24 protein-coding genes and 5 tRNA genes are annotated in these 23,954 nt (G+C 57.4%); 20 read left to right on the top strand and 9 right to left on the bottom strand.

The window, feature by feature from the left end; all coding sequences use genetic code 11:
- Positions 1-29 precede the first annotated feature (29 nt).
- The 5 genes from gutM to srlA all read right to left on the bottom strand — a co-directional run bounded on the left by gutM (position 30) and on the right by srlA (position 3,230).
- Positions 30-389, bottom strand: coding sequence for a transcriptional regulator GutM (gene gutM, locus IYV58_RS21395; protein ID WP_004124041.1), 360 nt, complete (start codon positions 387-389; stop codon positions 30-32).
- Positions 390-519: 130 nt separating this feature from the next.
- Entirely contained in the window at positions 520-1,299 is a 780-nt protein-coding gene (gene srlD, locus IYV58_RS21390; protein ID WP_004124038.1) for a sorbitol-6-phosphate dehydrogenase, read from the bottom strand.
- Between the two features lie 17 nt (positions 1,300-1,316).
- Positions 1,317-1,679: a PTS glucitol/sorbitol transporter subunit IIA gene (gene srlB / locus IYV58_RS21385; protein ID WP_195729247.1), complete on the bottom strand. Its 363-nt coding sequence runs from the start codon at positions 1,677-1,679 to the stop codon at positions 1,317-1,319.
- A 13-nt stretch (positions 1,680-1,692) separates the two neighbouring features.
- The gene (locus tag IYV58_RS21380; protein WP_004124020.1) at positions 1,693-2,670 is read right to left on the bottom strand and encodes a PTS glucitol/sorbitol transporter subunit IIB; all 978 of its coding nucleotides are present in this window, start codon (positions 2,668-2,670) and stop codon (positions 1,693-1,695) included.
- A complete protein-coding gene (srlA, locus tag IYV58_RS21375; RefSeq protein ID WP_004104818.1) occupies positions 2,667-3,230 on the bottom strand; it encodes a PTS glucitol/sorbitol transporter subunit IIC in 564 nt (187 codons plus the stop codon). The genes IYV58_RS21380 and srlA overlap by 4 nt, the downstream gene beginning before the upstream one ends.
- Before the next feature lie 262 nt (positions 3,231-3,492).
- On the opposite strand from srlA, the gene mltB reads away from it, so the two are divergent.
- The 4 genes from mltB to IYV58_RS21355 all read left to right on the top strand — a co-directional run bounded on the left by mltB (position 3,493) and on the right by IYV58_RS21355 (position 7,230).
- Positions 3,493-4,569 carry a lytic murein transglycosylase B gene (gene mltB / locus IYV58_RS21370; RefSeq protein ID WP_009651581.1) on the top strand — a complete coding sequence of 359 codons (1,077 nt, stop codon included), beginning with the start codon at positions 3,493-3,495 and terminating at the stop codon, positions 4,567-4,569.
- Positions 4,570-4,772: 203 nt separating this feature from the next.
- Entirely contained in the window at positions 4,773-5,483 is a 711-nt protein-coding gene (locus IYV58_RS21365) for a metal ABC transporter ATP-binding protein (protein WP_162626111.1), read from the top strand.
- Positions 5,480-6,343, top strand: a complete 864-nt coding sequence (locus tag IYV58_RS21360) for a metal ABC transporter permease (RefSeq protein ID WP_004124010.1) — start codon at positions 5,480-5,482, stop codon at positions 6,341-6,343. Before IYV58_RS21365 ends, IYV58_RS21360 begins: the two co-directional genes overlap by 4 nt.
- 8 nt (positions 6,344-6,351) lie before the next feature.
- Positions 6,352-7,230 carry a metal ABC transporter substrate-binding protein gene (locus IYV58_RS21355; protein ID WP_004124008.1) on the top strand — a complete coding sequence of 293 codons (879 nt, stop codon included), beginning with the start codon at positions 6,352-6,354 and terminating at the stop codon, positions 7,228-7,230.
- Positions 7,231-7,268: 38 nt separating this feature from the next.
- On the opposite strand, the gene IYV58_RS21350 is transcribed toward IYV58_RS21355, so the two are convergent.
- Positions 7,269-7,493, bottom strand: coding sequence for a hypothetical protein (locus IYV58_RS21350; protein ID WP_004124007.1), 225 nt, complete (start codon positions 7,491-7,493; stop codon positions 7,269-7,271).
- A 204-nt stretch (positions 7,494-7,697) separates the two neighbouring features.
- Between IYV58_RS21350 and pncC the strand changes: the two genes are divergently transcribed.
- The 16 genes from pncC to IYV58_RS21270 all read left to right on the top strand — a co-directional run bounded on the left by pncC (position 7,698) and on the right by IYV58_RS21270 (position 19,348).
- Complete coding sequence (gene pncC / locus IYV58_RS21345; RefSeq protein WP_004124005.1) at positions 7,698-8,195, top strand: nicotinamide-nucleotide amidase; 498 nt, start codon at positions 7,698-7,700, stop codon at positions 8,193-8,195.
- An 80-nt stretch (positions 8,196-8,275) separates the two neighbouring features.
- Positions 8,276-9,334, top strand: a complete 1,059-nt coding sequence (gene recA, locus IYV58_RS21340) for a recombinase RecA (RefSeq protein WP_004124003.1) — start codon at positions 8,276-8,278, stop codon at positions 9,332-9,334.
- A gap of 70 nt (positions 9,335-9,404) precedes the next feature.
- The gene (recX, locus tag IYV58_RS21335; protein WP_004124002.1) at positions 9,405-9,905 is read left to right on the top strand and encodes a recombination regulator RecX; all 501 of its coding nucleotides are present in this window, start codon (positions 9,405-9,407) and stop codon (positions 9,903-9,905) included.
- A 130-nt stretch (positions 9,906-10,035) separates the two neighbouring features.
- Positions 10,036-12,663 carry an alanine--tRNA ligase gene (alaS, locus tag IYV58_RS21330; protein WP_195729246.1) on the top strand — a complete coding sequence of 876 codons (2,628 nt, stop codon included), beginning with the start codon at positions 10,036-10,038 and terminating at the stop codon, positions 12,661-12,663.
- A 238-nt stretch (positions 12,664-12,901) separates the two neighbouring features.
- Entirely contained in the window at positions 12,902-13,087 is a 186-nt protein-coding gene (gene csrA, locus IYV58_RS21325; protein WP_000906486.1) for a carbon storage regulator CsrA, read from the top strand.
- Between the two features lie 323 nt (positions 13,088-13,410).
- Positions 13,411-13,503: transfer RNA gene (locus tag IYV58_RS21320), tRNA-Ser, on the top strand.
- A 4-nt stretch (positions 13,504-13,507) separates the two neighbouring features.
- Positions 13,508-13,584, top strand: a tRNA-Arg gene (locus IYV58_RS21315).
- A gap of 194 nt (positions 13,585-13,778) precedes the next feature.
- Positions 13,779-13,855: transfer RNA gene (locus tag IYV58_RS21310), tRNA-Arg, on the top strand.
- A 192-nt stretch (positions 13,856-14,047) separates the two neighbouring features.
- Positions 14,048-14,124 (top strand) — tRNA-Arg (locus tag IYV58_RS21305).
- 121 nt (positions 14,125-14,245) lie between these two features.
- Positions 14,246-14,322: transfer RNA gene (locus tag IYV58_RS21300), tRNA-Arg, on the top strand.
- A 463-nt stretch (positions 14,323-14,785) separates the two neighbouring features.
- Complete coding sequence (locus tag IYV58_RS21295) at positions 14,786-15,100, top strand: BON domain-containing protein (RefSeq protein ID WP_004123998.1); 315 nt, start codon at positions 14,786-14,788, stop codon at positions 15,098-15,100.
- Positions 15,101-15,227: 127 nt separating this feature from the next.
- Entirely contained in the window at positions 15,228-15,794 is a 567-nt protein-coding gene (yqaB, locus tag IYV58_RS21290; RefSeq protein WP_004123996.1) for a fructose-1-phosphate/6-phosphogluconate phosphatase, read from the top strand.
- On the top strand, positions 15,791-16,219 hold the full coding sequence (locus IYV58_RS21285; RefSeq protein ID WP_195729245.1) for a YqaA family protein: 429 nt from the start codon (positions 15,791-15,793) through the stop codon (positions 16,217-16,219). Before yqaB ends, IYV58_RS21285 begins: the two co-directional genes overlap by 4 nt.
- Before the next feature lie 66 nt (positions 16,220-16,285).
- Entirely contained in the window at positions 16,286-17,842 is a 1,557-nt protein-coding gene (gene gshA, locus IYV58_RS21280) for a glutamate--cysteine ligase (protein WP_004123989.1), read from the top strand.
- A gap of 165 nt (positions 17,843-18,007) precedes the next feature.
- The gene (gene luxS / locus IYV58_RS21275; RefSeq protein WP_004104795.1) at positions 18,008-18,523 is read left to right on the top strand and encodes an S-ribosylhomocysteine lyase; all 516 of its coding nucleotides are present in this window, start codon (positions 18,008-18,010) and stop codon (positions 18,521-18,523) included.
- Between the two features lie 57 nt (positions 18,524-18,580).
- The gene (locus tag IYV58_RS21270) at positions 18,581-19,348 is read left to right on the top strand and encodes an AraC family transcriptional regulator (protein WP_004123986.1); all 768 of its coding nucleotides are present in this window, start codon (positions 18,581-18,583) and stop codon (positions 19,346-19,348) included.
- On the opposite strand, the gene leuA is transcribed toward IYV58_RS21270, so the two are convergent.
- From leuA to emrA, 3 genes are all read right to left on the bottom strand, one after another.
- Positions 19,327-21,003 (bottom strand): 2-isopropylmalate synthase, encoded by a 1,677-nt coding sequence (gene leuA, locus IYV58_RS21265; RefSeq protein WP_195729244.1) that lies wholly within the window; start codon positions 21,001-21,003, stop codon positions 19,327-19,329. The genes IYV58_RS21270 and leuA overlap by 22 nt on opposite strands.
- A gap of 143 nt (positions 21,004-21,146) precedes the next feature.
- Complete coding sequence (gene emrB, locus IYV58_RS21260; RefSeq protein ID WP_004123984.1) at positions 21,147-22,685, bottom strand: multidrug efflux MFS transporter permease subunit EmrB; 1,539 nt, start codon at positions 22,683-22,685, stop codon at positions 21,147-21,149.
- Between the two features lie 15 nt (positions 22,686-22,700).
- Entirely contained in the window at positions 22,701-23,873 is a 1,173-nt protein-coding gene (emrA, locus tag IYV58_RS21255) for a multidrug efflux MFS transporter periplasmic adaptor subunit EmrA (RefSeq protein ID WP_004123983.1), read from the bottom strand.
- Between the last annotated feature and the right edge of the window lie 81 nt (positions 23,874-23,954).

The raw sequence follows: 23,954 nt of genomic DNA, 5'->3' as shown, positions 1-23,954 counted from the left end.
TTCGCAAGATATTAACGTTCACAACGAAATTATCCATGTTTCGGATTAAGCGCTAATGATAGTGCATTCTGACAGAGCGGATCATTGGGAAAGATCACATCAGGCTGCAATTCCTTGAGATGCTTACCGGTGAGGGCGGGAATTTTTTGCGGCCTGGCGAAGACGGTGAGGCCTTTCATTAACAGCGTATCGCAGATGCGGTCGTCTTCGTCGACGGCAATGGCGACGACGGCCCGCGGCTTGAACCGCCCCGAGGAACGGCCCACGCCGACGCGGCCCTGCTGGCACAACCGGTCGAACGCGCGATTGAACTGCCGGATTTGCCAGCCGCCAAAGGCGAGCTGGGTTATCCAGGCGATGGCGGCGACGGTGATAAGTACGGTAACCATAAAAGTCTCCATAAAGTGTGGTGTAGGGAAGACCCGGGTCGCGGCGCGTGCGCCTTACCCGGGCTACGGACCGGCGCGGGTTGCCGGTTTTGTAGCCCGGGTAAGCGCAGCGCAATCCGGGAATCCTGTTTTAAAACATCACCTGCCCGCCGGTGACGTTAATGGACTGGCCGGTGCAGTACGAAGCCTGCGGACTGGCATAAAACATCAACACGTTAAGTACGTCCTGGTAATCGCAGCCGCGCTTCAGCGGGACTTTGTCGATGTAATACTGCTCGACCTGCTCCTCCGGGATCCCCAGCTTGGTGGCGTACTGCGGCAGGAGAGACTGGAACATCGGCGACTTCAGCAGGTTGCCGAGCATCAGGGAGTGCACGGTAATCCCGTACTCCGCGAGGTCCAGCGCCAGCGACTGCGTCAGCCCCACGCCGCCGAACTTCGCCGCGCTATAGCCGGAGTTATGCTTGCTGCCCACTTTGCCGGATTTAGAGTTGATCTGAATAATGCGTCCTTTAATGCCGTCGCGGATCATCAGGCGGGAAAACTCGCGGGCGCAAAGGAAGTAGCCCACCAGATTCACCTGCAGCGAGCGGTCGAAATCCCCCAGTGCGAAATCGCTGATAAACGCCGCTTTAGCGATCCCGGCGCTATAGACCAGCAGGTCGACGCGGGAAAAAATGTCGTCCACCCCGCGGGCGAGGGCGACGACGCTGGCTTCGCTGGTGGCGTCCGCGCCGAAGCCCCACGCCGTTCCTTCGCCATATTCCGCGTTAATTGACTGCGCGACGCGGGACGCTTTATCGCTTTGAATATCGACCACCGCCACGCGATAGCCTTCCGCGGCAAGCCCGCGACACAGAAACTCCCCTAAGGTTTGTCCCCCACCGATGACAACAGCAACCTGATTCATACTTTTCTCCTTACAGCTTAAGCAACAAATTTCAGTACGCAGCCGGCGGCGATGCCTTCCGGCTCCGGGCCCGCCACGTGTACGGTTCCGGGGAATTCCGCTTCGCGGTGACCGTCAAAGCGCAGCGTGATATGGCCCAGCTCGCGCAGGTTCTGCTCGGCGACGTCGCCGACGGCGGTGACCGGGTAGCGCATCTCGCCAAGCTGCAGCTCCGCACCCGGCACCAGCGCGCCGGACAGCTCGCCGTGGTTGTGAATAAAGCAGTACTCTTCGATATCGGCCGGGGCGCCTTCGCGGAAGGTGATCAGCATCTGCTCGTCCAGCGCCATCGCCGCGCTGGCGCCGATATGGGTAATGGTGGTCTGGTAAATCACGGTCATCTTCAGGAACCTCTTATTGGTAAATAAATCCGGAAACGAACCAGGCTATCAGCACCGTTGGCGCGCCGGTCAGGAAGCGGCTCACCAGTACCGACGGTACGCCGACGCGCACGGTGTCCTGGCGCGCTTCCGCCAGCGACAGGCCAACCGGGATAAAGTCGCAGGCGGCCTGGGCGTTAATGGCGAACAGCGCGGGCAGGGCGAGGTGCGGCGGAATATTGCCAAGGCCAATCTGTACGCCAATCAGCACGCCGATGACCTGGGCGATGACCGCGCCGGGGCCGAGAAACGGCGACAGCAGCGGGAAAGAGCAGATCAGCGCCAGGGTGACGAGGCCCAGCGGATGGCTGGCGAGCGGCGCCAGGCCGTGGGCAATCCAGTCGCCGATGCCGGAGGCCATGATGATGCCGATCAGCGCCGCGACGAAGGCCATAAACGGCAGAATGGTTTTCAGCACCGTATCGATGGTGTCGCGACCGGCCTGGAACAGCACCGCCACGACCGAACCCATCCCCATTCCAACTTTGGCCAGCAGGCCGTCGCTCTGCTCGGTTATTTTCTTGCTGGTGTCATAGTCGCGGGCCGCCGGCTGAACAGGCGCGGCCTGCGGGGCCGGGGAGTCGCCATCTTCCAGCGCGATAATGTTCTCCTCTTTGACGCCGGAAACGTAAATATCTTCGACGATGTACTGCGCCAGCGGACCCGATTTGCCGGTCGCGTGAATATTAATGGTCGGGATGCGGCGCTTCGGGTAGATACCGCAGCGCAGGGTGCCGCCGCAGTCGATAATCGCCACGCCGATTTCCGCTTCCGGCGGTTCGCCCTCTTTGAAGCCATCGACCGCCTGCCAGCCGGTGAGGCGGGCAATTTTATCGACGATCGCCGGGCGGGTGCCCGCGGTGATATAGACAATCTTTTTACCGGCAACGGCGTCGAGTTCGAGCGGGCCGCCCCAGCCGCCGGCGCCTTTTTCAATGCGAATACGGGTCATGATGTCGCTCCTGACAGATGCACTTTCTGCTCAAGCTGGATAGCCATTTTTTTCTCAAAAATCGACGTGGTCAGGTCGGTCACCCAGCCGCGGAAGAAGTTCGTCACCAGGCCCACCAGCAGATAGCTCACCGCCAGCGGCCCTAACGGCAGACCGAGGGTGGTTAGCCCGTTGGCAATCCCCAGATAGACGAACAGTTCGCCGGGGTTGATGTGCGGAAACAGGCCGTTCATTGAGTGGCAGCTGTAGGAGGCCGCCGCGTAGTAGCTCGGTTTGTATTTCTCGGGCATAAAGCGCCCAAGGCTCAGGGTCATCGGGTTACAGAAAACGAAGGTGCCGATGCAGGGCAGCAGCAGGTAGCGGGAGATCGGATTACCGGCGCAGCGCTGCGCCAGCTTTTCGATCCGCTGCTGACCAATAAAGTTGATCAGCGCGTTCATGATCACCAGCAGACTGATCAGCAAAGGCAGGATCCCGGTGACCATACCGGTGAACACCTCGCCTCCCTTCTGAAACAGGCCGATAAACCATTCGGCGCCGTGGGTAACGACTTCAATCATTGTTCTCTCCTTCAGCGTGTTATTTTTCTTGCTAACTGGCAGCTAATTTTAATCATTTTAAAAGGTTTGAAATTGTTATATTGATCGCAAAATGAAAGATAAATATTTTATTTTGAAAGATTGTGGCTGAAGTGAACGAAGGATCCGACGGGGCGAGAGGAAAAAAGGCGATAAAAAAGAATTTACATTGCCGCCGCTTCCTTGTGAGCGGGCGCATGCTTTACCATAATTACCCCTTGCCGATTTGTTAAATGGATGTCCCATGTTGAAGCGTCGTTCCCTGGCTTTACTCCCCCTGTGCGTTCTCCTCGCTGCCTGCAGCAGCAAACCTCAAACTCCTGCGGAAAAGGAAATGGCGGGCGGTACGGGCGGTTTTTTACTCGAGCCGCAGCATAACGTGATGGAGATGAGCGGCGATTTCGCCAATAACCCGGCGGCGGAACAGTTCATTGATAAAATGGTGAGCAAGCACGGCTTCGACCGACAGCAGCTGCATCAAATCCTCTCCCAGGCCAAACGCCTGGACTACGTGCTGCGTCTGATGGACCGTCAGGCGCCCACCGGACTGCCGCCGTCAGGGCCAAACGGCGCCTGGCTGCGCTACAAAAAGCAGTTTATTACCCCGGATAACGTGCAGAACGGCGTGGCGTTCTGGAACCAGTATCAGGATGCGCTCAACCGCGCGTACCAGGTATACGGCGTTCCGCCGGAGATTATCGTCGGGATTATTGGCGTCGAGACCCGCTGGGGGCGGGTGATGGGGAAAACCCGCATCCTTGATGCGCTGGCGACGCTGTCGTTTAACTATCCGCGCCGCGCCGAGTACTTCTCCAGCGAGCTGGAAACGTTCCTGCTGATGGCGCGCAGCGAACAGGACGACCCGCTCGATCTGAAAGGCTCCTTCGCCGGCGCGATGGGCTACGGTCAGTTTATGCCTTCTTCTTACAGGCAGTACGCGGTGGACTTTAACGGCGACGGGCATATCAACCTGTGGGATCCGGTCGATGCGATTGGCAGCGTGGCGAATTACTTCAAGCAGCACGGCTGGGTGAGCGGCGATCTGGTGGCGGTACAGGCGCTGGGCCAGGCGCCTGGGCTGAACAATGGGTTCAAAACCAAATACAGCGTCTCGCAGCTGGCGGCGGCAGGACTTACCCCGACTCAGCCGCTGGGTAACCATCAGCAGGCGAGCCTGCTGCGTCTGGATATCGGCACAGGCTACCAGTACTGGTACGGCCTGCCGAACTTCTACACCATCACCCGCTATAACCACAGCACCCATTACGCGATGGCCGTCTGGCAGCTGGGGCTGGCGGTTTCTCAGGCCCGCATGCAGTAATCCCGCCTTCTGCGCTCCTCTCCGTGCGGAGAGGAGTCTGTAACATTTTGCAGCATTTCCTTTTGTTGACGCCAATTTACATTCCGCGCTTCTTTTAATATTGTTATGTTATAACATTTTATTGAGGCGTTAACATTGACTTCCTTATTGATGACATCAGGTATAGCCCGGCTGGGGATGGCCTGCGTGCTGCTGGCCGCTCTGTGGCTGGCAACCTGGTGGGCGGTATCGCTGCCATGATTGAGCTCGATCATCTGGTGGCTGGCTATGAAGGGCTGGCGATCACGCCGTCGCTGAGCGGCGCGATTGCAGCGGGGAGTATGACCGCTATCGTCGGCCTGAACGGCTGCGGCAAATCGACGCTGTTAAAGACGCTGGCCGGATTTATTCCGCCGGTCAGCGGCCGCCTGAACTGGCGCGACGGACGGCCGGTTATCGGCTGGCTGGCGCAGCGGCATGCGCTGGAGTCGCAGTTTCCGCTCACGGTGCAGGATGTCGTCAGCCAGGGGACCTGGCCGTGCGTATCGCTGCTGCGTGGGCTCGGAGGAGGAGGGCGTCAGCGCATCGTCGCAGCCATAGAGCGGGTGGGGCTGTTAACGATGGCGAAAACGCCGATTGAGGAGCTCTCCGGCGGTCAGTTTCAGCGCATGCTGTTCGCGCGGGTGATGGTGCAGCGCGCGCCGCTGGTGATGCTCGACGAACCGTTTACCGGCATCGACGAAGCCACCTGCCGCGAGCTGATGGCGCTGATCCTGGAAATGCATCAGCAGGGGCAGACGATTCTGGCGGTGCTGCACGATAACCAGCGGGTCGCCGACTATTTCCCGGAAACGATGCTGCTGACGCCGCAGCGCGCCCGCTGGGGCAGTACGCCTGATGTGCTGCCCGCCTTTCACGGCGCGAGGCTGGCATGATCTGGCATACCTTCATTCAGCCCTTTATCGAATTTGGCTTTATGCGCCGCGCGCTGGTGGTGTGCCTGGCGTTGTCCCTGAGCACCACCATGCTCGGCGTCTTCTTGCTTTTACGCCGCATGAGCCTGATGGGCGATGCGCTCTCGCATGCGATTTTGCCGGGTGTGGCCGCGGGCTATCTGCTTAACGGGATGTCGCTGCTGGCGATGACCGTCGGCGGTTTTATCGCCGGGATTGCGGTCGCGCTGGTGGCGGGGTGGGTCAGCCGACGCACGCCTTTAAAAGAGGATGCCAGCTTTGCCGGATTTTATCTTGGCTCCCTGGCGCTGGGCGTGACGCTGGTCTCGCTGCGCGGCTCTAACGTCGATCTGCTGCATCTGCTGTTCGGCTCGATTCTGGCGGTGGACAGCGATTCTGCGTTGTTTGTGAGCGGCGTCGCCAGCCTGACGCTGATCTGCATCGCCCTGTTTTATCGCGGCCTGGTCAGCGAAGCCTTCGACAGCGTCTGGCTTCAGGTCAATGCACGAAGGTTGCCTGCGCTGCTGCACGGCCTGTTCCTCGCCCTGCTGGTTCTCAATCTGGTGGCCGGGTTTCAGGTGCTCGGCACGCTGATGGCGGTGGGGGTCATGATGCTGCCCGCGGTCGCGGCGCGATGCTGGGCGCGGACGCTGCCGGGCATTCTGCTGCTGGCGGCGCTCATTGGCGGTTTTTGCGCGTGGATGGGGCTGAGCCTGTCGTGGGCGGCAAACCTGCCTGCCGGGCCCGCCATTGTGCTGACCGCCAGCGGCATCTTTTTTATATCGGTGTTTTTTGGCACGCGCAGCCGGCTGGTTGTCGGCTGGCGCAAATTAATGGGGTAAGGAATATGATGAAACGTACCGGGATATGGCTAGCGCTGGCGCTGGGTTTGGCATCGCACGGGGTGATGGCGAAAACCCTAAACGTGGTGAGTAGTTTTTCCGTATTAGGCGATATGGTGCAGCAGATTGGCGGCGAACATGTGCATGTGGATACGCTGGTAGGGCCGGACGGCGACCCGCACACCTTTGAACCCTCGCCGAAAGACAGCGCGCTGCTGAGCAAAGCCGATGTGGTGGTGGTGAACGGCCTGGGGCTGGAAGGCTGGCTGGACAGGCTGATTAAGGCATCGGGGTTTAAAGGCGAGCTGGTGGTGGCTTCCGACGGCGTAAAAACCCATACGCTGGAAGAAGATGGCGCAACGGTAACCGATCCGCACGCGTGGAACAGCGCCGCGAACGGTGCGCTGTATGCGCAGAATATCCTCAACGCCCTGGTGAAAGCCGACCCGGAAGATAAGTCGGCGCTGGAGGCATCCGGTCAGCGCTATATCAGCCAGCTCAATGAGATCGATCGCTGGGCAAAAGATCGGTTCAGCGCCATTCCGCAGGCAAAGCGTAAGGTTCTGACCAGCCACGACGCGTTCGGCTATTTTGGCCGCGCCTATGGTGTGACCTTCCTCGCGCCGCAGGGATTGTCTTCGGAAAGTGAAGCCAGCGCGGCGCAGGTGGCGGCCTTAATCAAACAGATTAAAGCCGACGAGGTGCATACCTGGTTTATGGAAAATCAGCTTGATCCAAGACTGGTTAAACAGATTGCCAGCGCAACGGGCGCGCAGCCGGGGGGAGAGCTCTACCCTGAAGCGCTCTCTAAACCGGGCGGCGTGGCGGACAGCTACGTGAAAATGCTGCGTCACAACGTGGAGCTGATTGCGGCGAGTATGAAATAAATGAAGCCGGCCCGCGGCGGGCCGGTTATCTGACCTGATTATTCTTCAAGTATCTTTTTGATTTTTTTGGTTAATGTGAAACCAAAGACAATACAGCCCACCCCCAGCAGGATCTGTACGCCTTCGTACAGCGGGTTGAATGAGCGGGTAAATATATTCAGTAGCGCGGTAAACAGTGACACGACGCCACAGATAAACAGGCACAAGCGCACCTGGCGTATTTTTTTCACGTTCTGCTCTGAGGTAAGCGGTGTTTTGACCATTCCTGGTAACCTCTTATTTCACTCTTCCTGATATGTGCGGTGAATTGTGACACCGGCGACCCCTGGCGGCTATCCGAAAATGCGTCGTCGGACATGGTCGATGTTTTTCTGAAGCAGACTCGTAAATTCGTTACCTCATCCCCATATCTCTGCTGGAAGTGCTATCTTTGATGGCCTGGTTGTACAGCTTACGTGGGGCGACGAATGACAGATTCCGAATTAATGCAGCTGAGCGAGCTGGTGGGGCAGGCGCTGAAAGCGCGCGGCGCGACGGTGACCACGGCGGAGTCCTGCACCGGCGGCTGGGTCGCCAAAACCCTTACCGATATCGCCGGTAGTTCGGCATGGTTTGAGCGCGGTTTTGTGACCTACAGCAATGAAGCGAAATCGCAGATGATTGGCGTCAGCGAAGCGACGCTGCTTGAGCATGGCGCGGTGAGTGAACCGGTGGTCGTGGAGATGGCGATTGGCGCCCTGCGCGCGGCCCGCGCGGACTATGCCATTTCGGTCAGCGGCATTGCCGGACCGGATGGCGGCAGCGCGGAAAAGCCGGTGGGAACCGTCTGGTTTGGCGTCGCCAGCGCCAGCGGACAGGGCGTGACCCGGCGCGAATGCTTTGCCGGAGACCGCGAGTCGGTACGCCGCCAGGCCACGGCCTATGCGCTAAATCTCCTCTGGCAACAATTTCTACAAAACACTTGATACTGTATGACTATACAGTATAATTGCTTCAACAGAACAGAATTCACTACCCGGTTACACCCGGCATGAGAGGAGTAATAATGGCTATCGACGAAAACAAACAGAAAGCGTTGGCGGCAGCACTGGGCCAGATCGAAAAACAATTCGGTAAAGGCTCCATCATGCGCCTGGGTGAAGACCGTTCCATGGATGTGGAAACTATCTCCACCGGCTCGCTTTCCCTTGATATCGCCCTGGGCGCAGGCGGCCTGCCGATGGGCCGTATCGTCGAGATCTACGGGCCTGAATCTTCCGGTAAAACTACGCTGACGCTGCAGGTTATCGCCGCCGCGCAGCGCGAAGGCAAAACCTGTGCGTTCATCGATGCGGAACACGCGCTGGACCCGGTTTATGCACGCAAGCTGGGCGTCGATATCGACAACCTGCTGTGCTCCCAGCCGGATACCGGCGAACAGGCTCTGGAAATCTGTGACGCGCTGGCGCGTTCCGGCGCGGTAGACGTTATCGTCGTCGACTCCGTTGCGGCGCTGACGCCGAAAGCGGAAATCGAAGGCGAAATCGGCGACTCTCACATGGGCCTCGCGGCGCGTATGATGAGCCAGGCGATGCGTAAACTGGCGGGCAACCTGAAGCAGTCCAACACGCTGCTGATCTTCATCAACCAGATTCGTATGAAAATTGGCGTGATGTTCGGTAACCCGGAAACCACCACCGGCGGTAACGCGCTGAAGTTCTACGCCTCCGTTCGTCTGGACATCCGTCGTATTGGCGCGGTGAAAGAGGGCGATAACGTTGTCGGCAGCGAAACCCGCGTTAAAGTGGTGAAAAACAAAATCGCCGCGCCGTTTAAACAGGCTGAATTCCAGATCCTCTACGGTGAAGGGATTAACTTCTATGGCGAGCTGGTCGATCTCGGCGTGAAAGAGAAGCTGATCGAGAAAGCCGGTGCCTGGTACAGCTACAACGGCGATAAAATTGGTCAGGGTAAAGCGAACGCAATCTCCTGGCTGAAAGAGAACCCGGCTGCGGCAAAAGAGATCGAGAAGAAAGTTCGTGAACTGCTGCTGAGCAATCAGGACTCCACGCCGGACTTCGCGGTTGATGGCAACAGCGAAGCGGAAACCGAACAGGATTTCTGATATCGTCTGAACAGACTAACAAGGGGCCGCTTACGCGGCCCTTTTGCTTTTTTGATTAGCGAGGCTGCCCGTGACTGAAACTTCATCCCGCCGCTCTGACTACGCCAGGCTGCTGGATCGCGCGATTCGCATTCTGGCAATGCGCGACCACAGCGAACAAGAGCTAAGGCGCAAACTGGCCGCGCCGGTTATGAGTAAAAATGGGCCTGAAGCGCTGAACGTGACGCCGGAAGAGGTCGATAAAGTTGTTGAATGGTGCATTGAGAACCGCTACCTGGACGACGAACGCTTTGTTCGTCAGTTTATTGCCAGCCGTAGCCGCAAGGGATACGGCCCGGCGCGCGTCCGCCAGGAGCTAAAGCAGAAGGGGATTTCCCGCGAGACGATAGAGTCAGCCATGCGCGAGTGCGTAATCGACTGGGCGCAGCTTGCTAAAGAGCAGGCGCAGCGAAAATATGGCGAACCCCTGCCCACCGTATTTGCCGAAAAAGTCAAAATTCAGCGCTTTTTGCTCTATCGCGGTTATCTGATGGAAGATATTCAGGAAATCTGGCGAAATTTTGCAGATTGACCCATCCGGGATTTTACTTCCCCGTGAAGAAAACTTATCTTATTCCCACTTTATTTTCGTGAGTAGCCTGCCGGTCGATACTGGGCAGTGGCTGCCAGCGACATTTCGTTAGCTTGATTTCAGGATAATTATGAGCAAGAGCACCGCTGAGATCCGTCAGGCGTTTCTCGACTTTTTCCATAGTAAAGGACATCAGGTAGTTGCGAGCAGCTCCCTGGTGCCGCATAACGACCCGACCCTGCTGTTTACCAACGCCGGGATGAACCAGTTCAAGGATGTCTTCCTTGGTCTCGACAAACGTAATTATTCGCGCGCGACCACCGCGCAGCGTTGCGTTCGTGCGGGTGGTAAACACAACGATCTGGAAAACGTCGGCTACACCGCGCGTCACCACACCTTCTTTGAAATGCTGGGCAACTTTAGCTTCGGCGATTACTTCAAACAGGACGCCATCAAATACGCATGGGAACTGCTGACCGGTGAAAGCTGGTTCGCCCTGCCGAAAGAAAAACTGTGGGTGACCGTTTACGAAACCGACGACGAAGCGTTCGACATCTGGGCAAATGACGTTGGCGTACCGCGCGAGCGTATTATCCGCATCGGCGACAACAAAGGCGCGCCGTTTGCTTCCGATAACTTCTGGCAGATGGGTGACACCGGGCCGTGCGGCCCCTGTACCGAAATCTTCTTCGACCATGGCGACCATATCTGGGGCGGCCCTCCGGGAACACCGGAAGAAGACGGCGACCGCTATATTGAGATCTGGAACATCGTCTTTATGCAGTTCAACCGTCAGGCTGACGGGACTATGGAACCGCTGCCGAAGCCGTCCGTGGATACCGGTATGGGCCTCGAGCGTATTGCCGCCGTTCTGCAGCACGTGAACTCCAACTACGATATCGATCTGTTCCGCGATCTGATTAAGAACGTGGCGAAGGTTACCGGCGCCACGGATCTGTCTAACAAGTCGCTGCGCGTTATCGCCGACCATATTCGTTCCTGCGCGTTCCTGATTGCCGATGGCGTTATTCCGTCGAATGAAAACCGCGGCTACGTGCTGCGCCGCATCATTCGTCGCGCAATTCGCCATGGTAATATGCTGGGCGCGAAGGAGACCTTCTTCTGGAAACTGGTTGCCCCACTGATTGACGTAATGGGTTCTGCCGGTGATGAGTTGAAACAGCAGCAGGCTCAGGTTGAGCAGGTGCTGAAAACCGAAGAGGAGCAGTTCGCCCGTACTCTGGAGCGCGGACTGGCGCTGCTGGATGAAGAGCTGGCTAAACTGCAGGGCGACACGCTGGACGGTGAAACCGCTTTCCGCCTGTACGATACCTACGGCTTCCCGGTTGACCTGACCGCGGACGTTTGCCGCGAGCGCAACATCAAAGTTGATGAAGCGGGCTTTGAAGCGGCAATGGAAGAGCAGCGCCGCCGCGCGCGCGAATCCAGCGGCTTTGGCGCGGACTACAATGCGATGATCCGCGTTGACGGCGCCTCTGAGTTTAAAGGCTATGACAGCCTGGAACTGAACGGCAAAGTCACCGCGCTGTTTATCGATGGCAAAGCGGTTGATGCGGTTAATGCGGGCCAGGAAGCGGTGGTCATTCTGGATCAGACGCCGTTCTACGCGGAATCTGGCGGCCAGGTGGGCGACAAAGGCGAACTTAAAGGCGCCGGTTTCTCCTTCCACGTCAATGACGCGCAGAAATACGGTCAGGCCATTGGTCATATCGGTAAAGTCACCAGCGGCTCGCTGAAAGTCGGCGACGCCGTGCAGGCCGATGTTGATGAGGCTCGTCGTCAGCGTATCCGCCTCAACCACTCCGCGACGCACCTGATGCACGCGGCGCTGCGCCAGGTACTTGGTACGCACGTTGCGCAGAAGGGGTCTCTGGTTAACGACAAAGCGCTGCGCTTTGACTTCTCGCATTTTGAAGCGATGAAGCCGGAGGAGATCCGCGCGGTAGAAGTTCTGGTGAACGCGCAAATTCGTCGCAACCTGCCGATCGAAACCAATATCATGGATATTGACGCTGCGCGTGAATCCGGCGCGATGGCGCTGTTTGGCGAGAAGTATGACGATCGCGTTCGCGTACTGAGCATGGGCGATTTCTCCACCGAGCTGTGCGGCGGTACTCACGCCTCGCGCACCGGTGATATCGGCCTGTTCCGCATTACCTCTGAATCCGGCACCGCCGCGGGCGTGCGCCGTATCGAAGCGGTCACCGGCGAAGGCGCGATGGCGATGCTGCATGCGCAGAGCGATCTGCTGGGCGATATCGCGCAGCTGCTGAAAGGGGATACCCACAGCCTCGGCGACAAAGTCCGCGCCGCGTTAGAACGCAGCCGTCAGCTGGAAAAAGAGCTGCAGCAGCTGAAAGAGCAGGCTGCTGTGCAGGAGAGCGCAAATCTCTCCAGCAAAGCGGAAGAGATTAACGGCGTTAAGCTGCTGGTCAGCGAGCTGGCCGGCGTTGAGCCGAAAATGCTGCGTACTATGGTTGACGATCTGAAAAATCAACTGGGTTCAACGATTGTCGTGTTGGCCACGGTCGCAGAAGGTAAGGTTTCTCTGATTGCTGGTGTGTCTAAGGATGTGACAGACCGCGTGAAAGCAGGGGAACTGATAGGTATGGTCGCCCAGCAGGTGGGCGGTAAAGGGGGCGGTCGTCCGGATATGGCGCAAGCCGGCGGTACCGATGCGTCTGCTCTCCCTGCTGCGTTGGCCAGTGTGAAAGGCTGGGTAAGCGCAAAACTGTAATAACTATAATTGCATAGATGCTGTGATTCTCGGATTACAGCATCTTGCGCGAGAAGCACTGATAACGATAAAGTCGGGTTGAAGTTGTGTATATCGGCTAAACTTAGGTTTAACAGAATGTGATGCCGTGACTGCTTACACCGTAGGGTGTTTGTCATCGCTTACTTTTTGGCGTTATATGATGGATAATGCCGGGATACGAGAGACCCGACTCTTTTAATCTTTCAAGGAGCAAAGAATGCTGATTCTGACTCGTCGAGTTGGTGAGACCCTCATGATTGGAGATGAGGTCACTGTGACAGTTTTAGGGGTGAAGGGTAACCAGGTACGTATTGGCGTTAATGCCCCTAAAGAAGTCTCCGTGCATCGTGAAGAGATCTACCAGCGTATCCAGGCTGAAAAATCCCAGCAGTCCAGTTACTAAGGTTTTCGCGCCTCGCTGTTCGGTGAGGCGCCTCCTTCTATCCCCCATTTGTGCCACTTTTCCTCTCCGATAGCTTCTCTTTTTTGTCTCTTTCTCAGCGTCCGCGACAGTTATCTTTTGCGTTAGCCGCGGCGTAATCGCCAATTTCTTGTTGATAAAATACTCTTTTTGCCGTTTTCACAGGCTAATTGCGCGGGAAGTGTGCAAACGAAAAAAAGGTCTCGAAAAAAGGTTTGACTTATAAGTACCAGAAAGTAATATGTGCGCCATCGCAGCGACGAAGAGCAGAAACAAGTTCTTCGAAGCACTCGTAAGAGGCGTGTGGTGAGGTGGCCGAGAGGCTGAAGGCGCTCCCCTGCTAAGGGAGTATGCGGTCAAAAGCTGCATCCGGGGTTCGAATCCCCGCCTCACCGCCATTTTGCATCCGTAGCTCAGCTGGATAGAGTACTCGGCTACGAACCGAGCGGTCGGAGGTTCGAATCCTCCCGGATGCACCATATTCTCCATACCTTCAGCAACGAAGGTGTGGATGAGGTGGCGGTATTAGCCGCAAGCACCAGAGAGGATAACGTTGCTTTAGCAACGGCCCGAAGGGCGAGCCGCAAGGCGAGTCATCCTCCCGGATGCACCATCTTACTTGATACGGCTTTAGCAGCGGTATCAAAATCTGCAGTAAAGTAAGTTTCCCGATGCATCCGTAGCTCAGCTGGATAGAGTACTCGGCTACGAACCGAGCGGTCGGAGGTTCGAATCCTCCCGGATGCACCATATTCTCCGAGATAGCAGCCACGCTGTTGTTTCACGGTCTGCGAGATAATCGCCAGCACCAGGGAGGATAACGTTGCTTCAGCAACGGCCCGAAGGGCGAACCGAGTGAGTCATCCTCCCGGATGCACCATCTCTTACTTGATACGTCTTTAGTAGCGGTATCAATATCGGCAGTAAAGTTAGTTTCCCAATGCATCCGTAGCTCAGCTGGATAGAGTACTCGGCTACGAACCGAGCGGTCGGAGGTTCGAATCCTCCCGGATGCACCATATTCTCCGAGATAGCAGCCACGCTGTTGTTTCATGGTCTGCGAGATAATCGCCGGCACCAGGGAGGATAACGTTGCTTCAGCAGCGGTATCAATATCGGTAGTAAAGCAAGTTTCCCGATGCATCCGTAGCTCAGCTGGATAGAGTACTCGGCTACGAACCGAGCGGTCGGAGGTTCGAATCCTCCCGGATGCACCATCTTCTCCGAGATAGCAGCCACGCTGTTGTTTCACGGTCTGCGAGATAATCGCCAGCACCAGGGAGGATAACGTTGCTTCAGCAACGGCCCGAAGGGCGAACCGAGTGAGTCATCCTCCCGGATGCACCATCTTCTCCGAGATAGCAGCCACGCTGTTGTTTCATGGTCTGCGAGATAATCGCCAGCACCAGGGAGGATAACGTTGCTTCAGCAACGGCCCGAAGGGCGAACCGAGTGAGTCATCCTCCCGGATGCACCATCTTCTCCGAGATAGCAGTCACGCTGTTGTTTCATGGTCTGCGAAATAAGCTCCAGCCACTCTCTTTGTCTCAAAACCTCTTAAGCGCAATAATACACCTCGCCCTTCAGCACTTTTTTCATTGGCAACTCCCTATTTCCACTATAATTTATTCCTGTTAACCGACCTGATACTGGGTGGGATAAGTGCAAGGAGAGAAATCCATGAAATGGTTCAAGGCAATATCTGCGTTTTGCGCGACGCTTCTGGTCGCCGTATCGCTGGCGGGCTGCGCAGGTTCGTCCACAAAGGAAAGTACCGGAGGGTATATTGACGATACCGTCGTGACCACCAAAGTCAAAACCGCGCTCTTCAATGACAAAGAGATTAAGTCTTCGGAAATTAGCGTCCAGACTTTTAAAGGTCGTGTACAGCTCAGCGGCTTTGTCTCATCCGCCGATAGCGCTAAACGAGCGGTAGAAGTGACGCGAAAAGTGCAGGGCGTTCGTATGGTTGAGAACGATTTAAGAATCAAATAAACGCACCACACTGCATCTGTATCAACAAGGGCGCCATCGAGCGCCCTTGTTGTATCTACCGCTGGCAGCGACAAAGCAGACCTTTTGCGTTACAGTAACTCCTCCTTAACAGGTTGGTGAGAAGACGATGTACGAACGTTACGCAGGACTGATTTTTGATATGGATGGCACGATCCTCGATACCGAGCCTACGCATCGTAAGGCATGGAACGAGGTTCTGGGACGTTACGGTATGCGTTTTGATATGCAGGCTATGGTCGCGCTTAACGGTTCTCCAACCTGGCGGATCGCTCAGGCCATTATCGAATTAAATCAGGCTGATTTAGATCCTCACTCTCTGGCGCAGGAAAAAACGGACGCCGTGAAAGCGATGCTGCTTGATAGCGTCCGCCCTTTACCGCTGATTGAGGTGGTCAAAGAGTGGCACGGTCGTCGTCCGATGTCGGTCGGTACCGGCAGCGAGAGCGCCGTTGCTGAAGCGCTGCTGGCCCATCTGGGCCTGCGCCACTACTTCTCGGCGGTGGTTGCCGCCGATCATGTCGCCAACCATAAACCCGCGCCTGATACTTTCTTACTCTGCGCTGAACGCATGGGCGTTGCGGCGGAGAAATGCGTGGTCTTTGAAGATGCGGACTTCGGTCTGCAGGCGGCAAAGCGCGCCGGAATGGATGCCGTGGACGTGCGATTGCTGTGAGCGACTCGCTGTCGCTGATATCGCTGTTTGCCAGCAGCTTTTTGAGCGCCACGCTGCTTCCCGGCAATTCGGAAGTGGTGTTAATTGCTATGCTGCTGGCGAGGGTGAGTCAGCCGTGGTTACTGGTTTTAATAGCAATAATCGGTAATAGCCTTGGAGGGGTAACTAACGTTATTCTGGGGCGCCTGTTTCCGCTGCGCAAAACATCGCGCTGGCAAGAGAAGGCGTCCGGCTGGCTGAGGCGCTACGGCGCGGCCGCGCTATTATTAAGCTGGGCGCCTGTTATAGGCGATTTGCTGTGTTTACTGGCGGGATGGATGCGCATTTCCTGGGGACCAGTGCTCTTTTTTTTATGCCTTGGCAAAGCAATACGCTATATCGTCGTTGCGGCGATAACGCTTCAGGGCATGACGTGGTGGCACTAATTGGACTGATTGTTCAACCATTACAATTATGCTAATTCAAACGATTTCGACAGGCGGGAGGTCAAATTGATCCCGGACGTATCACAGGCGCTGGCCTGGCTGGAAAAAAATCCGCAGGCGCTGCAGGGTATTCAACGTGGTCTTGAACGCGAAACGCTGCGCGTCAACGCTGACGGCACGCTGGCCACTACCGGTCATCCGCAGGCACTGGGTTCAGCGCTGACTCATAAGTGGATTACCACCGATTTTGCCGAAGCTTTGCTGGAATTTATTACGCCGGTTGATGGCGATATCCAGCATATGCTCACCTTTATGCGCGATGTTCATCGCTATACCGCACGTCATATTGGCGACGAGCGCATGTGGCCGCTGAGTATGCCTTGCTATATCGCGCCCGGCCAGGATATTGAACTGGCGCAGTACGGCACCTCTAATATCGGTCGCCTGAAAACGCTGTATCGTGAAGGGCTGAAAAATCGCTATGGCGCGCTGATGCAAACCATCTCCGGCGTGCACTATAACTTCTCGCTGCCGATGGCTTTCTGGCAGGCTAAGTGCGGCGTTGAGGATGCGGAAAGCGGTAAAGAAGCGATTTCAGCGGGCTATTTCCGCTCCATTCGCAACTACTACCGTTTTGGTTGGGTGATTCCGTACCTGTTTGGCGCTTCCCCGGCGATCTGCTCGTCGTTCCTGCAGGGCAAACCGACGTCGCTGCCGTTTGAGAAAGCCGGCAACGGCATGTACTACCTGCCGTATGCGACCTCGTTGCGTCTGAGCGATCTGGGCTATACCAATAAATCGCAAAGTAATCTCGGAATTACGTTTAACGATCTCTACGAGTATGTGGCAGGATTGAAGCGGGCGATTAAAACGCCTTCCGAAGAGTATGAAAATATCGGGCTGGAGAAAGACGGTAAGCGTCTGCAAATCAACAGCAACGTGCTGCAGATTGAAAACGAGCTGTACGCGCCGATTCGCCCGAAACGCGTGACCCGCAGCGGCGAAACGCCTTCCGACGCGCTGCTGCGCGGCGGTATTGAGTACATTGAGGTTCGCTCCCTGGATATCAACCCGTTCTCGCCGATTGGCGTTGACGAGCAGCAGGTGCGTTTCCTCGATCTGTTTATGGTCTGGTGCGTGCTGGCTGATGCGCCGGAGATGAGCAGCGACGAGCTGCTGTGCACGCGCACCAACTGGAATCGGGTGATTCTGGAAGGCCGTAAGCCGGGCCTGACGCTGGGGATTGGCTGCGAAACCGCGCAGTTCCCGCTGGCCCAAGTCGGCAAAGATCTGTTCCGCGATTTACGCCGTGTGGCGCAGACCCTGGATAGCATCCACGGATGCCAGGCCTATCAGCAGGCCTGCGATGAGCTGGTCGCCTGCTTCGACAACCCGGAATTAACCTTCTCGGCGCGCATTCTGCGTTCTATGCTTGAAGAGGGGATTGGCGGCACCGGCAGAGAGCTGGCCGATCGCTATCGGACGATGCTACGCGAAGAGCCGCTGGAAATTTTAAGCGAGGCGGATTTTGTTGCCGAGCGTGAGGCATCGCTACAGCGACAGAAGAAGGTGGAAGCGGCGGATAGCGAGCCGTTTGAAGCGCTGCTGGCAAGGCACGCGTAGCTTTACGCGCCGTAAAAAAGAAAACGGCCACATCACTGTGGCCAAACTTTCATCTCTGATTCAGGGATGATGATGATAATAAATGCGCGTCTTTCATATACTCAGACTCGCTGCCTCAAAAAGAGTTCATTTTATTTTTAAAAAAATCACTATCGGAGGTGAAGAATGCCGTTGTTAGATAGTTTCACAGTCGACCATACCCGAATGGAAGCGCCTGCGGTGCGTGTCGCGAAGAAAATGAACACGCCTCACGGCGATGAAATCACCGTTTTCGATCTGCGATTCTGCGTGCCAAACCAGGAAGTGATGCCGGAAAGAGGCATTCATACCCTTGAGCACCTGTTTGCCGGCTTCATGCGCGATCACCTGAACGGTAATGGTGTGGAAATTATCGACATCTCTCCGATGGGCTGCCGCACCGGGTTCTATATGAGCCTGATCGGTACGCCGGACGAGCAGCGCGTCGCGGATGCCTGGAAAGCGGCGATGGCCGACGTGCTGAAGGTGAAAGATCAGAACCAGATCCCGGAGCTGAACGTTTACCAGTGCGGAACCTACACCATGCACTCGCTGGAAGAAGCTCAGGAAATCGCTCGCCATATCATCGAGCGCGATGTCCGCGTCAACAGCAACGATGAGCTGGCGCTGCCGAAAGAAAAACTGCAAGAACTGCACATCTAGTGCTTCTGCTACGGCCCGGCGAACTCCGTCGGGCCGCTATTCCCTGACGCCGCGGCGATGTCGACGACCTTAACCTTCAATTTTCAACACCGTTCGCTGGTGCCTTTTGCCCATGATTACACCCATGGCGATAGCGAACCCTGGCATCAGCACGATTGCGCCCAGCTGCTGCATATTCTCAGCGGCGTGGTGCGGGTAGAAACCGAGCATGGCTACTGGGTTGTGCCGCCGGGGCGAGGCGTCTGGCTGCCCGCCGGTACCCCACATACCCTGCGGGTTACCGGCGCTGCGGCTGCGCGAACCCTGTTTATCGATCCTCTCGCGCGCGCTGATCTTCCCTCTGCCTGCCAGATAGTGCAGGTGACTCCGCTGCTGCGTGAACTGATTGTCGCGTCGCTGACGCTGGCGGAATCCTACGCGCCGGGCAGCCGCGATGAACGCATCTACGAACTGATCCTTGATGAAATTCGCGGTATGGCGGTGCTGCCGTTTGGCCTGCCGGAGCCGCAAAGCGAAGTCCTGCGCCGTTTATGCCAGAAGGTAAGAGAAGCGCCCGGCGACTCGTGGAGCAGCGCCGAGGCGGCGAAAGAGAGCAGCATGAGCGAGCGCACGCTGAATCGTCATTTTCAGCAGCAGACCACGCTCACCTGGAGCGAATGGGTGCGCCGGGCGAAGCTGATGGAAGCGCTGGTTCGCCTGGCGCAGGGGCAGTCGGTACTGCGGGTGGCGCTGGATCTCGGCTACGGTAGCCACAGCGCTTTTAGCGCCATGTTTCGCCGGGTAACAGGCGTTGCCCCCAGCGACTACTTCCGTTCACCGGAATAATGACCTGCGCTCATCGCATTACACAGCGCCTGCAGCGAGGCGCGCGCCACGTCGTTATCAATTCCCACCCCCCAGCGGCTGTCGCCATTCGGGAAGACGCAGCGAATATAGGCTACTGAACGGCTGTCGCTACGTTCGCCGAGGGTATGCTCGTGATAATCCTTAATCACGAAGTTTTGTTTTAACAGGCCGCTCAGCCCGCTGGCGGCGGCGGACAGCAGGCCGTTGCCGCGGCTCTGCAGACGTCGCGTTTCGCCGGCGATACGCAGGGAGGCCTGCAGAGAAAGCTGACCGTCCTGCTGGCTATCACTTTGGTAATCCAGCAGCGCCAGCGGCGGCTGGGGGAGCAGCCCATAGCGGGCGCGAAACAGCTGCCACAGCGCGTTGTGGGTCATCTCTTTACCATGTGTATCGGTTTCGCGCTGGACGTGCAGGCTAAAATCCTGCTGCAGCGCGCGCGGCAGCTTCAGACCATGATTCTGCTCAATCAGCCACGCGCTGCCGCTTTTGCCGGACTGGCTGTTAACGCGGATCACCGCCTCGTAGCTACAGCCGATATCCTGCGGGTCGATGGGCAGGTAGGGCATTTCCCAGCGATCGCCGGGCCGGCGGGCATCGAACCCTTTTTTGATCGCATCCTGATGCGAGCCGGAAAAGGCGGTATAGGCCAGGTTTCCCGCCCATGGGTGGCGCGGATGAACCGGGATCTGGTTGCAGCTTTCGACGATCTCGACCACCCGCTTCATCTCAGTGAACCTGAGTCGGGGATCGACGCCCTGGCTGTAGAGATTCATCGCCAGTGTCACCAGACAGACGTTACCGGTGCGCTCGCCGTTGCCGAACAGGCAGCCTTCGACGCGGTCGGCGCCGGCCATCACCGCCAGCTCCGCGCTGGCGACGCCGGTTCCCCGGTCGTTATGTGGATGGACGCTGATGCACACATCGGCGCGGCGCGAGAAGTGACGACAAAAAAACTCAATTTGATCGGCATAAACGTTAGGCGTGTTGACTTCCACCGTCGCGGGCAGGTTGATAATCATCGGCCGTTCGGCGCAGGGCTGCCAGATTTCCGCCACCGCTTCGCAAATTTCCAGCGCGAATTCCGGCTCGGTAAAACAAAAAGTTTCCGGGGAGTACTCGTATTGCCAGCGGGTCTGCGGCTGCTGTTCGCATTGCTGGCGGATAAGGCGGGTGGCTCGGGTCGCCAGCTCGACGATCTGCGCTTTGTTCATCCCGAATACCCGCTCGCGGAACAGCGGAGCGGTGGCATTATAGAGGTGGACGGTGGCGCGGCGGGCGTCGCGCAGCGATTCGAAGGTCCTGAGGATTAAATCTTCCCGTGCCTGGGTTAGCACCTGAATCGTCACATCCTGCGGGATACGCCGTTCTTCAATCAATTGACGCACAAAGTTGAAATCGGTTTGCGAGGCCGAGGGAAAGGCGACTTCGATCTCTTTAAATCCGCACTCCAACAGTAAGTCCCAGAACTGCAGCTTGCGCGCGCTGTCCATCGGCTCGGCCAGCGCCTGGTTGCCATCGCGCAGGTCGGTGGAGAGCCAGCGCGGGGCGCGGGTAATTTGTCGCTCCGGCCAGCGACGGTCGGGCAGGGCAATAGGCGGATAGGGACGGTATTTTTCACCAGGTTGACTCAGCATGATTTTCTCCTTCTAAGCGGATCTTTATCGTGCATGACAAGGCGAAGAGGCATCTCCAGCGAACTGGACATAAACTAGCGCAAACTGGACAACCTGCGCGGCGGCCATAAAAAAGGGATCCGTAGATCCCTTCAGGTCAAACCTTAGTGCGCGCCGCCACCGCCGCCGCCGGCGCTGAACGGCGGTCTGGCAAACCATACCAGCCCGAGCAGAAGGATAAATATCGCCGCCGAGAACCAGAAAATTTCGTTGGCGGAGATAATCAGCCCCTGGTTGGTTATCTGCTGCGCGATCCAGCCGGACGCCTGCTGCTGCGTCATCCCTAATCCCTGCAGTTGGTCATACATCTGCTGGGCGTTGGGATTATACGGCGTCACCGACTCGGTAAGCTGAGCATGGTGCAGCGCCTCGCGGTTCGTCCACATGGTGGTGGTAATCGAGGTGCCGATGGAGCCCGCCAGGGTACGCGTGAAGTTCGACAGGCTCGATGCCGCCGCTAGCCTTTCCGGCGGCAGGCCGGACAGCGTAATGGTGGTCAGCGGCATAAAGAAGCAGGCTACCGCGAAGCCCTGGATAAACTGCGGCCACGCCGAGGCGCCGAAATCCATACCCGGTTCGAAGGTCCACGCACGCCAGTAGAAGCAGACCGCGTACATAATAAAGCTGAAGGTGACTAGCCGACGCATATCCAGCTTATGCGCGAAGCGGCCGATAATCGGCGACAGGATAACCGGGATCACCCCGACCGGCGCCGAAGCCAGACCGGCCCAGGTGGCGGTATAGCCGTATACCTCCTGCAGTAGCTGCGGCAACAGCACGATAGCGCCGAAGTAGAGCATATAGGCGAGGCTGATACACAGGCAGCCGATGGTGAAGTTTCGCGACTTAAAGAGCGATAGGTCGACTATCGGGTTGTCGTCGGTTAACTCCCAGACGATCAGGAAGCTTATCGCCACCACCGCGACAATGGTCAGGATGATGATTTCGTTCGAGGCGAACCAGTCCAGCTCTTTACCCCGGTCGAGCATCACCTGCAGGCTGCCGATACCGATGATCAGCAGCGCCAGGCCGACGCCATCAATCCGCCGCTGCTCGGTGCGGGTTTCGCGATTGCGCAGGGTCTGTAGCGTCATCACCACCACGGCGATGCCAATCGGCACGTTGATAAAGAAGATCCAGCCCCAGTGGTAGTTGTCGCTGATATAGCCGCCGAGGATAGGGCCGCAAATCGGCGCGACGATCACCGTCATTGACCACAGCGCCAGCGCGATAGAGCGCTTGGCGGGCGGGTAGTTGCTGAGCAGCAGACTTTGCGATAGCGGGATCAGCGGACCGGCGACGATCCCTTGAATCACGCGGAAGAAGATCAGCATCGTCAGGCTGTTTGACATGCCGCAGGCCCAGGAGGCGATGGCGAACGCCACCGTCGACCAGAGGAACAGCTTCACTTCGCCAACGCGCTTTGCCAGCCAGCCGGTAATCGGAATGGAGATAGCGTTCGCCACCCCAAACGAGGTGATAACCCAGGTCCCCTGGCTCAACGATGAGCCAAGGTTACCGGCGATGGTGGGAATGGCCACGTTGGCGATGGTGGAGTCCAGCACCTGCATAAAGGTCGCGAGCGACAGCGCAATGGTCATAATGACCAGCTGCGCGCCTTCCAGCGGTTTTTGCTGTTGCATTACGCTCACCCCGAATTATCCGGCGTTGGCCTGGATGATGTCGTTTATCAGCTTATTGACCGGCTCAAGGCCGATTTCACGGGCATTACTTTCGTAAACCGGGGAGCTACGCACCTGGCTTGCCAGCATCTCGCCGCCGCGGTCGGTGGTGTTCACCTCAACGAGGGTCGAAAGGCCGATGCGCAGCGGGTGCTCTGCCAGCTGTTTTTCATCCAGCTCGATACGTACCGGCAGGCGCTGAACCACTTTGATCCAGTTGCCGGTGGCGTTCTGCGCGGGCAGCAGCGAGAAGGCGCTACCGGTACCCATATCGAGTCCGACCACTTTACCGGTGTATTTCACATCGTCGCCGTAAATATCGCTGATCACGGTGGCCGGCTGACCGATACGCATATGCGCCAGCTGCGTTTCTTTAAAGTTGGCGTCAATCCACAGATTGGTCGCCGGAACGACGGCCATCAGCGGCGTGGTGCTGCTGATTTGCGCGCCGGGCTGTACGGAGCGACGCGAAACGTAGCCGCTAATCGGGCTGACGATTTTCGTCCGCTGCAGGGCCAGCCAGGCGTTACGCACTTCAGTGGCCGCCTGCAGTACCGCAGGCTGCTGTTCCAGCTTCGTGCCCAGCACGATCGCCTGGTTGGCGTTGTACTGCTGAATCGCCACGTCCAGTTCGGCCTGGGCGCTGGCAACCGTGTCGCGGGCGTGCTGCAGCTCTTCGCGGCCAATCAGGTTGGCGGCCCCCAGCGGAATACGGCGGTTAAGGTCGGTCTGCGCCTGGGAGAGCGCGGTTTTTTTAACCTCAATGCTGGCCTGCAGTTGCTTGCTGTTGATCATCTGCTGGCGAGTTTGACGCACGCTGGCGGCCAGCTGGGTTTGCGCTTTTTCAAACGCCTGCTGGGCATCGGTCTGGTCGAGGGTGACCAGCGGATCGCCTTTTTGCACGTAGTCAGTATTGTCGGCCCAGACTTTCGTCACGCTGCCGGACACCTGCGCCATAATTTGAACCTGATTCCCTGCCACGTACGCGTCATCGGTCTCTTCGAAGTGACGCAGTACTAAAAACCAATAAATCCCGTATGCCACGGCAACAATAATAAAGAGCAAGGTCAGCAGCAGTAGGGCGCCTTTACGCTTCCCTTTTTTGCTGCCCGGTTGCTGCGGGGTTTGGCTCTCCGCATTTGCGCTCATGTTATTCTCCACGATCTTATTATTTCACATCGGCTGAGCCGACCTGTTTATCAGAAAGGCCAGCAGAAGATCTGCTGGCCT

The sequence above is a fragment of the Klebsiella sp. BDA134-6 genome, from assembly GCF_015601345.1.
Classification (GTDB): domain Bacteria; phylum Pseudomonadota; class Gammaproteobacteria; order Enterobacterales; family Enterobacteriaceae; genus Klebsiella; species Klebsiella grimontii.
The sequence above is the reverse complement of the archived record's forward strand: the minus strand, read 5'-3'. Positions and strand labels throughout refer to the sequence as shown.

Excerpts from the sequence above, each read along its gene's own strand:
- luxS (WP_004104795.1), top strand. The coding sequence starts at position 18,008 with ATGCCGTTGTTAGATAGTTTCACAGTCGACCATACCCGAATGGAAGCG.
- pncC (WP_004124005.1), top strand. The coding sequence starts at position 7,698 with ATGACAGATTCCGAATTAATGCAGCTGAGCGAGCTGGTGGGGCAGGCG.
- gutM (WP_004124041.1), bottom strand. The coding sequence starts at position 389 with ATGGTTACCGTACTTATCACCGTCGCCGCCATCGCCTGGATAACCCAG.
- yqaB (WP_004123996.1), top strand. The coding sequence starts at position 15,228 with ATGTACGAACGTTACGCAGGACTGATTTTTGATATGGATGGCACGATC.
- IYV58_RS21355 (WP_004124008.1), top strand. The coding sequence starts at position 6,352 with ATGAAACGTACCGGGATATGGCTAGCGCTGGCGCTGGGTTTGGCATCG.
- IYV58_RS21360 (WP_004124010.1), top strand. The coding sequence starts at position 5,480 with ATGATCTGGCATACCTTCATTCAGCCCTTTATCGAATTTGGCTTTATG.
- srlB (WP_195729247.1), bottom strand. The coding sequence starts at position 1,679 with ATGACCGTGATTTACCAGACCACCATTACCCATATCGGCGCCAGCGCG.
- IYV58_RS21350 (WP_004124007.1), bottom strand. The coding sequence starts at position 7,493 with ATGGTCAAAACACCGCTTACCTCAGAGCAGAACGTGAAAAAAATACGC.
- leuA (WP_195729244.1), bottom strand. The coding sequence starts at position 21,003 with ATGCTGAGTCAACCTGGTGAAAAATACCGTCCCTATCCGCCTATTGCC.
- srlD (WP_004124038.1), bottom strand. The coding sequence starts at position 1,299 with ATGAATCAGGTTGCTGTTGTCATCGGTGGGGGACAAACCTTAGGGGAG.
- srlA (WP_004104818.1), bottom strand. The coding sequence starts at position 3,230 with ATGATTGAAGTCGTTACCCACGGCGCCGAATGGTTTATCGGCCTGTTT.
- IYV58_RS21295 (WP_004123998.1), top strand. The coding sequence starts at position 14,786 with ATGAAATGGTTCAAGGCAATATCTGCGTTTTGCGCGACGCTTCTGGTC.
- emrB (WP_004123984.1), bottom strand. The coding sequence starts at position 22,685 with ATGCAACAGCAAAAACCGCTGGAAGGCGCGCAGCTGGTCATTATGACC.
- alaS (WP_195729246.1), top strand. The coding sequence starts at position 10,036 with ATGAGCAAGAGCACCGCTGAGATCCGTCAGGCGTTTCTCGACTTTTTC.
- emrA (WP_004123983.1), bottom strand. The coding sequence starts at position 23,873 with ATGAGCGCAAATGCGGAGAGCCAAACCCCGCAGCAACCGGGCAGCAAA.
- IYV58_RS21380 (WP_004124020.1), bottom strand. The coding sequence starts at position 2,670 with ATGACCCGTATTCGCATTGAAAAAGGCGCCGGCGGCTGGGGCGGCCCG.
- mltB (WP_009651581.1), top strand. The coding sequence starts at position 3,493 with ATGTTGAAGCGTCGTTCCCTGGCTTTACTCCCCCTGTGCGTTCTCCTC.
- IYV58_RS21270 (WP_004123986.1), top strand. The coding sequence starts at position 18,581 with ATGTCGACGACCTTAACCTTCAATTTTCAACACCGTTCGCTGGTGCCT.
- recA (WP_004124003.1), top strand. The coding sequence starts at position 8,276 with ATGGCTATCGACGAAAACAAACAGAAAGCGTTGGCGGCAGCACTGGGC.
- csrA (WP_000906486.1), top strand. The coding sequence starts at position 12,902 with ATGCTGATTCTGACTCGTCGAGTTGGTGAGACCCTCATGATTGGAGAT.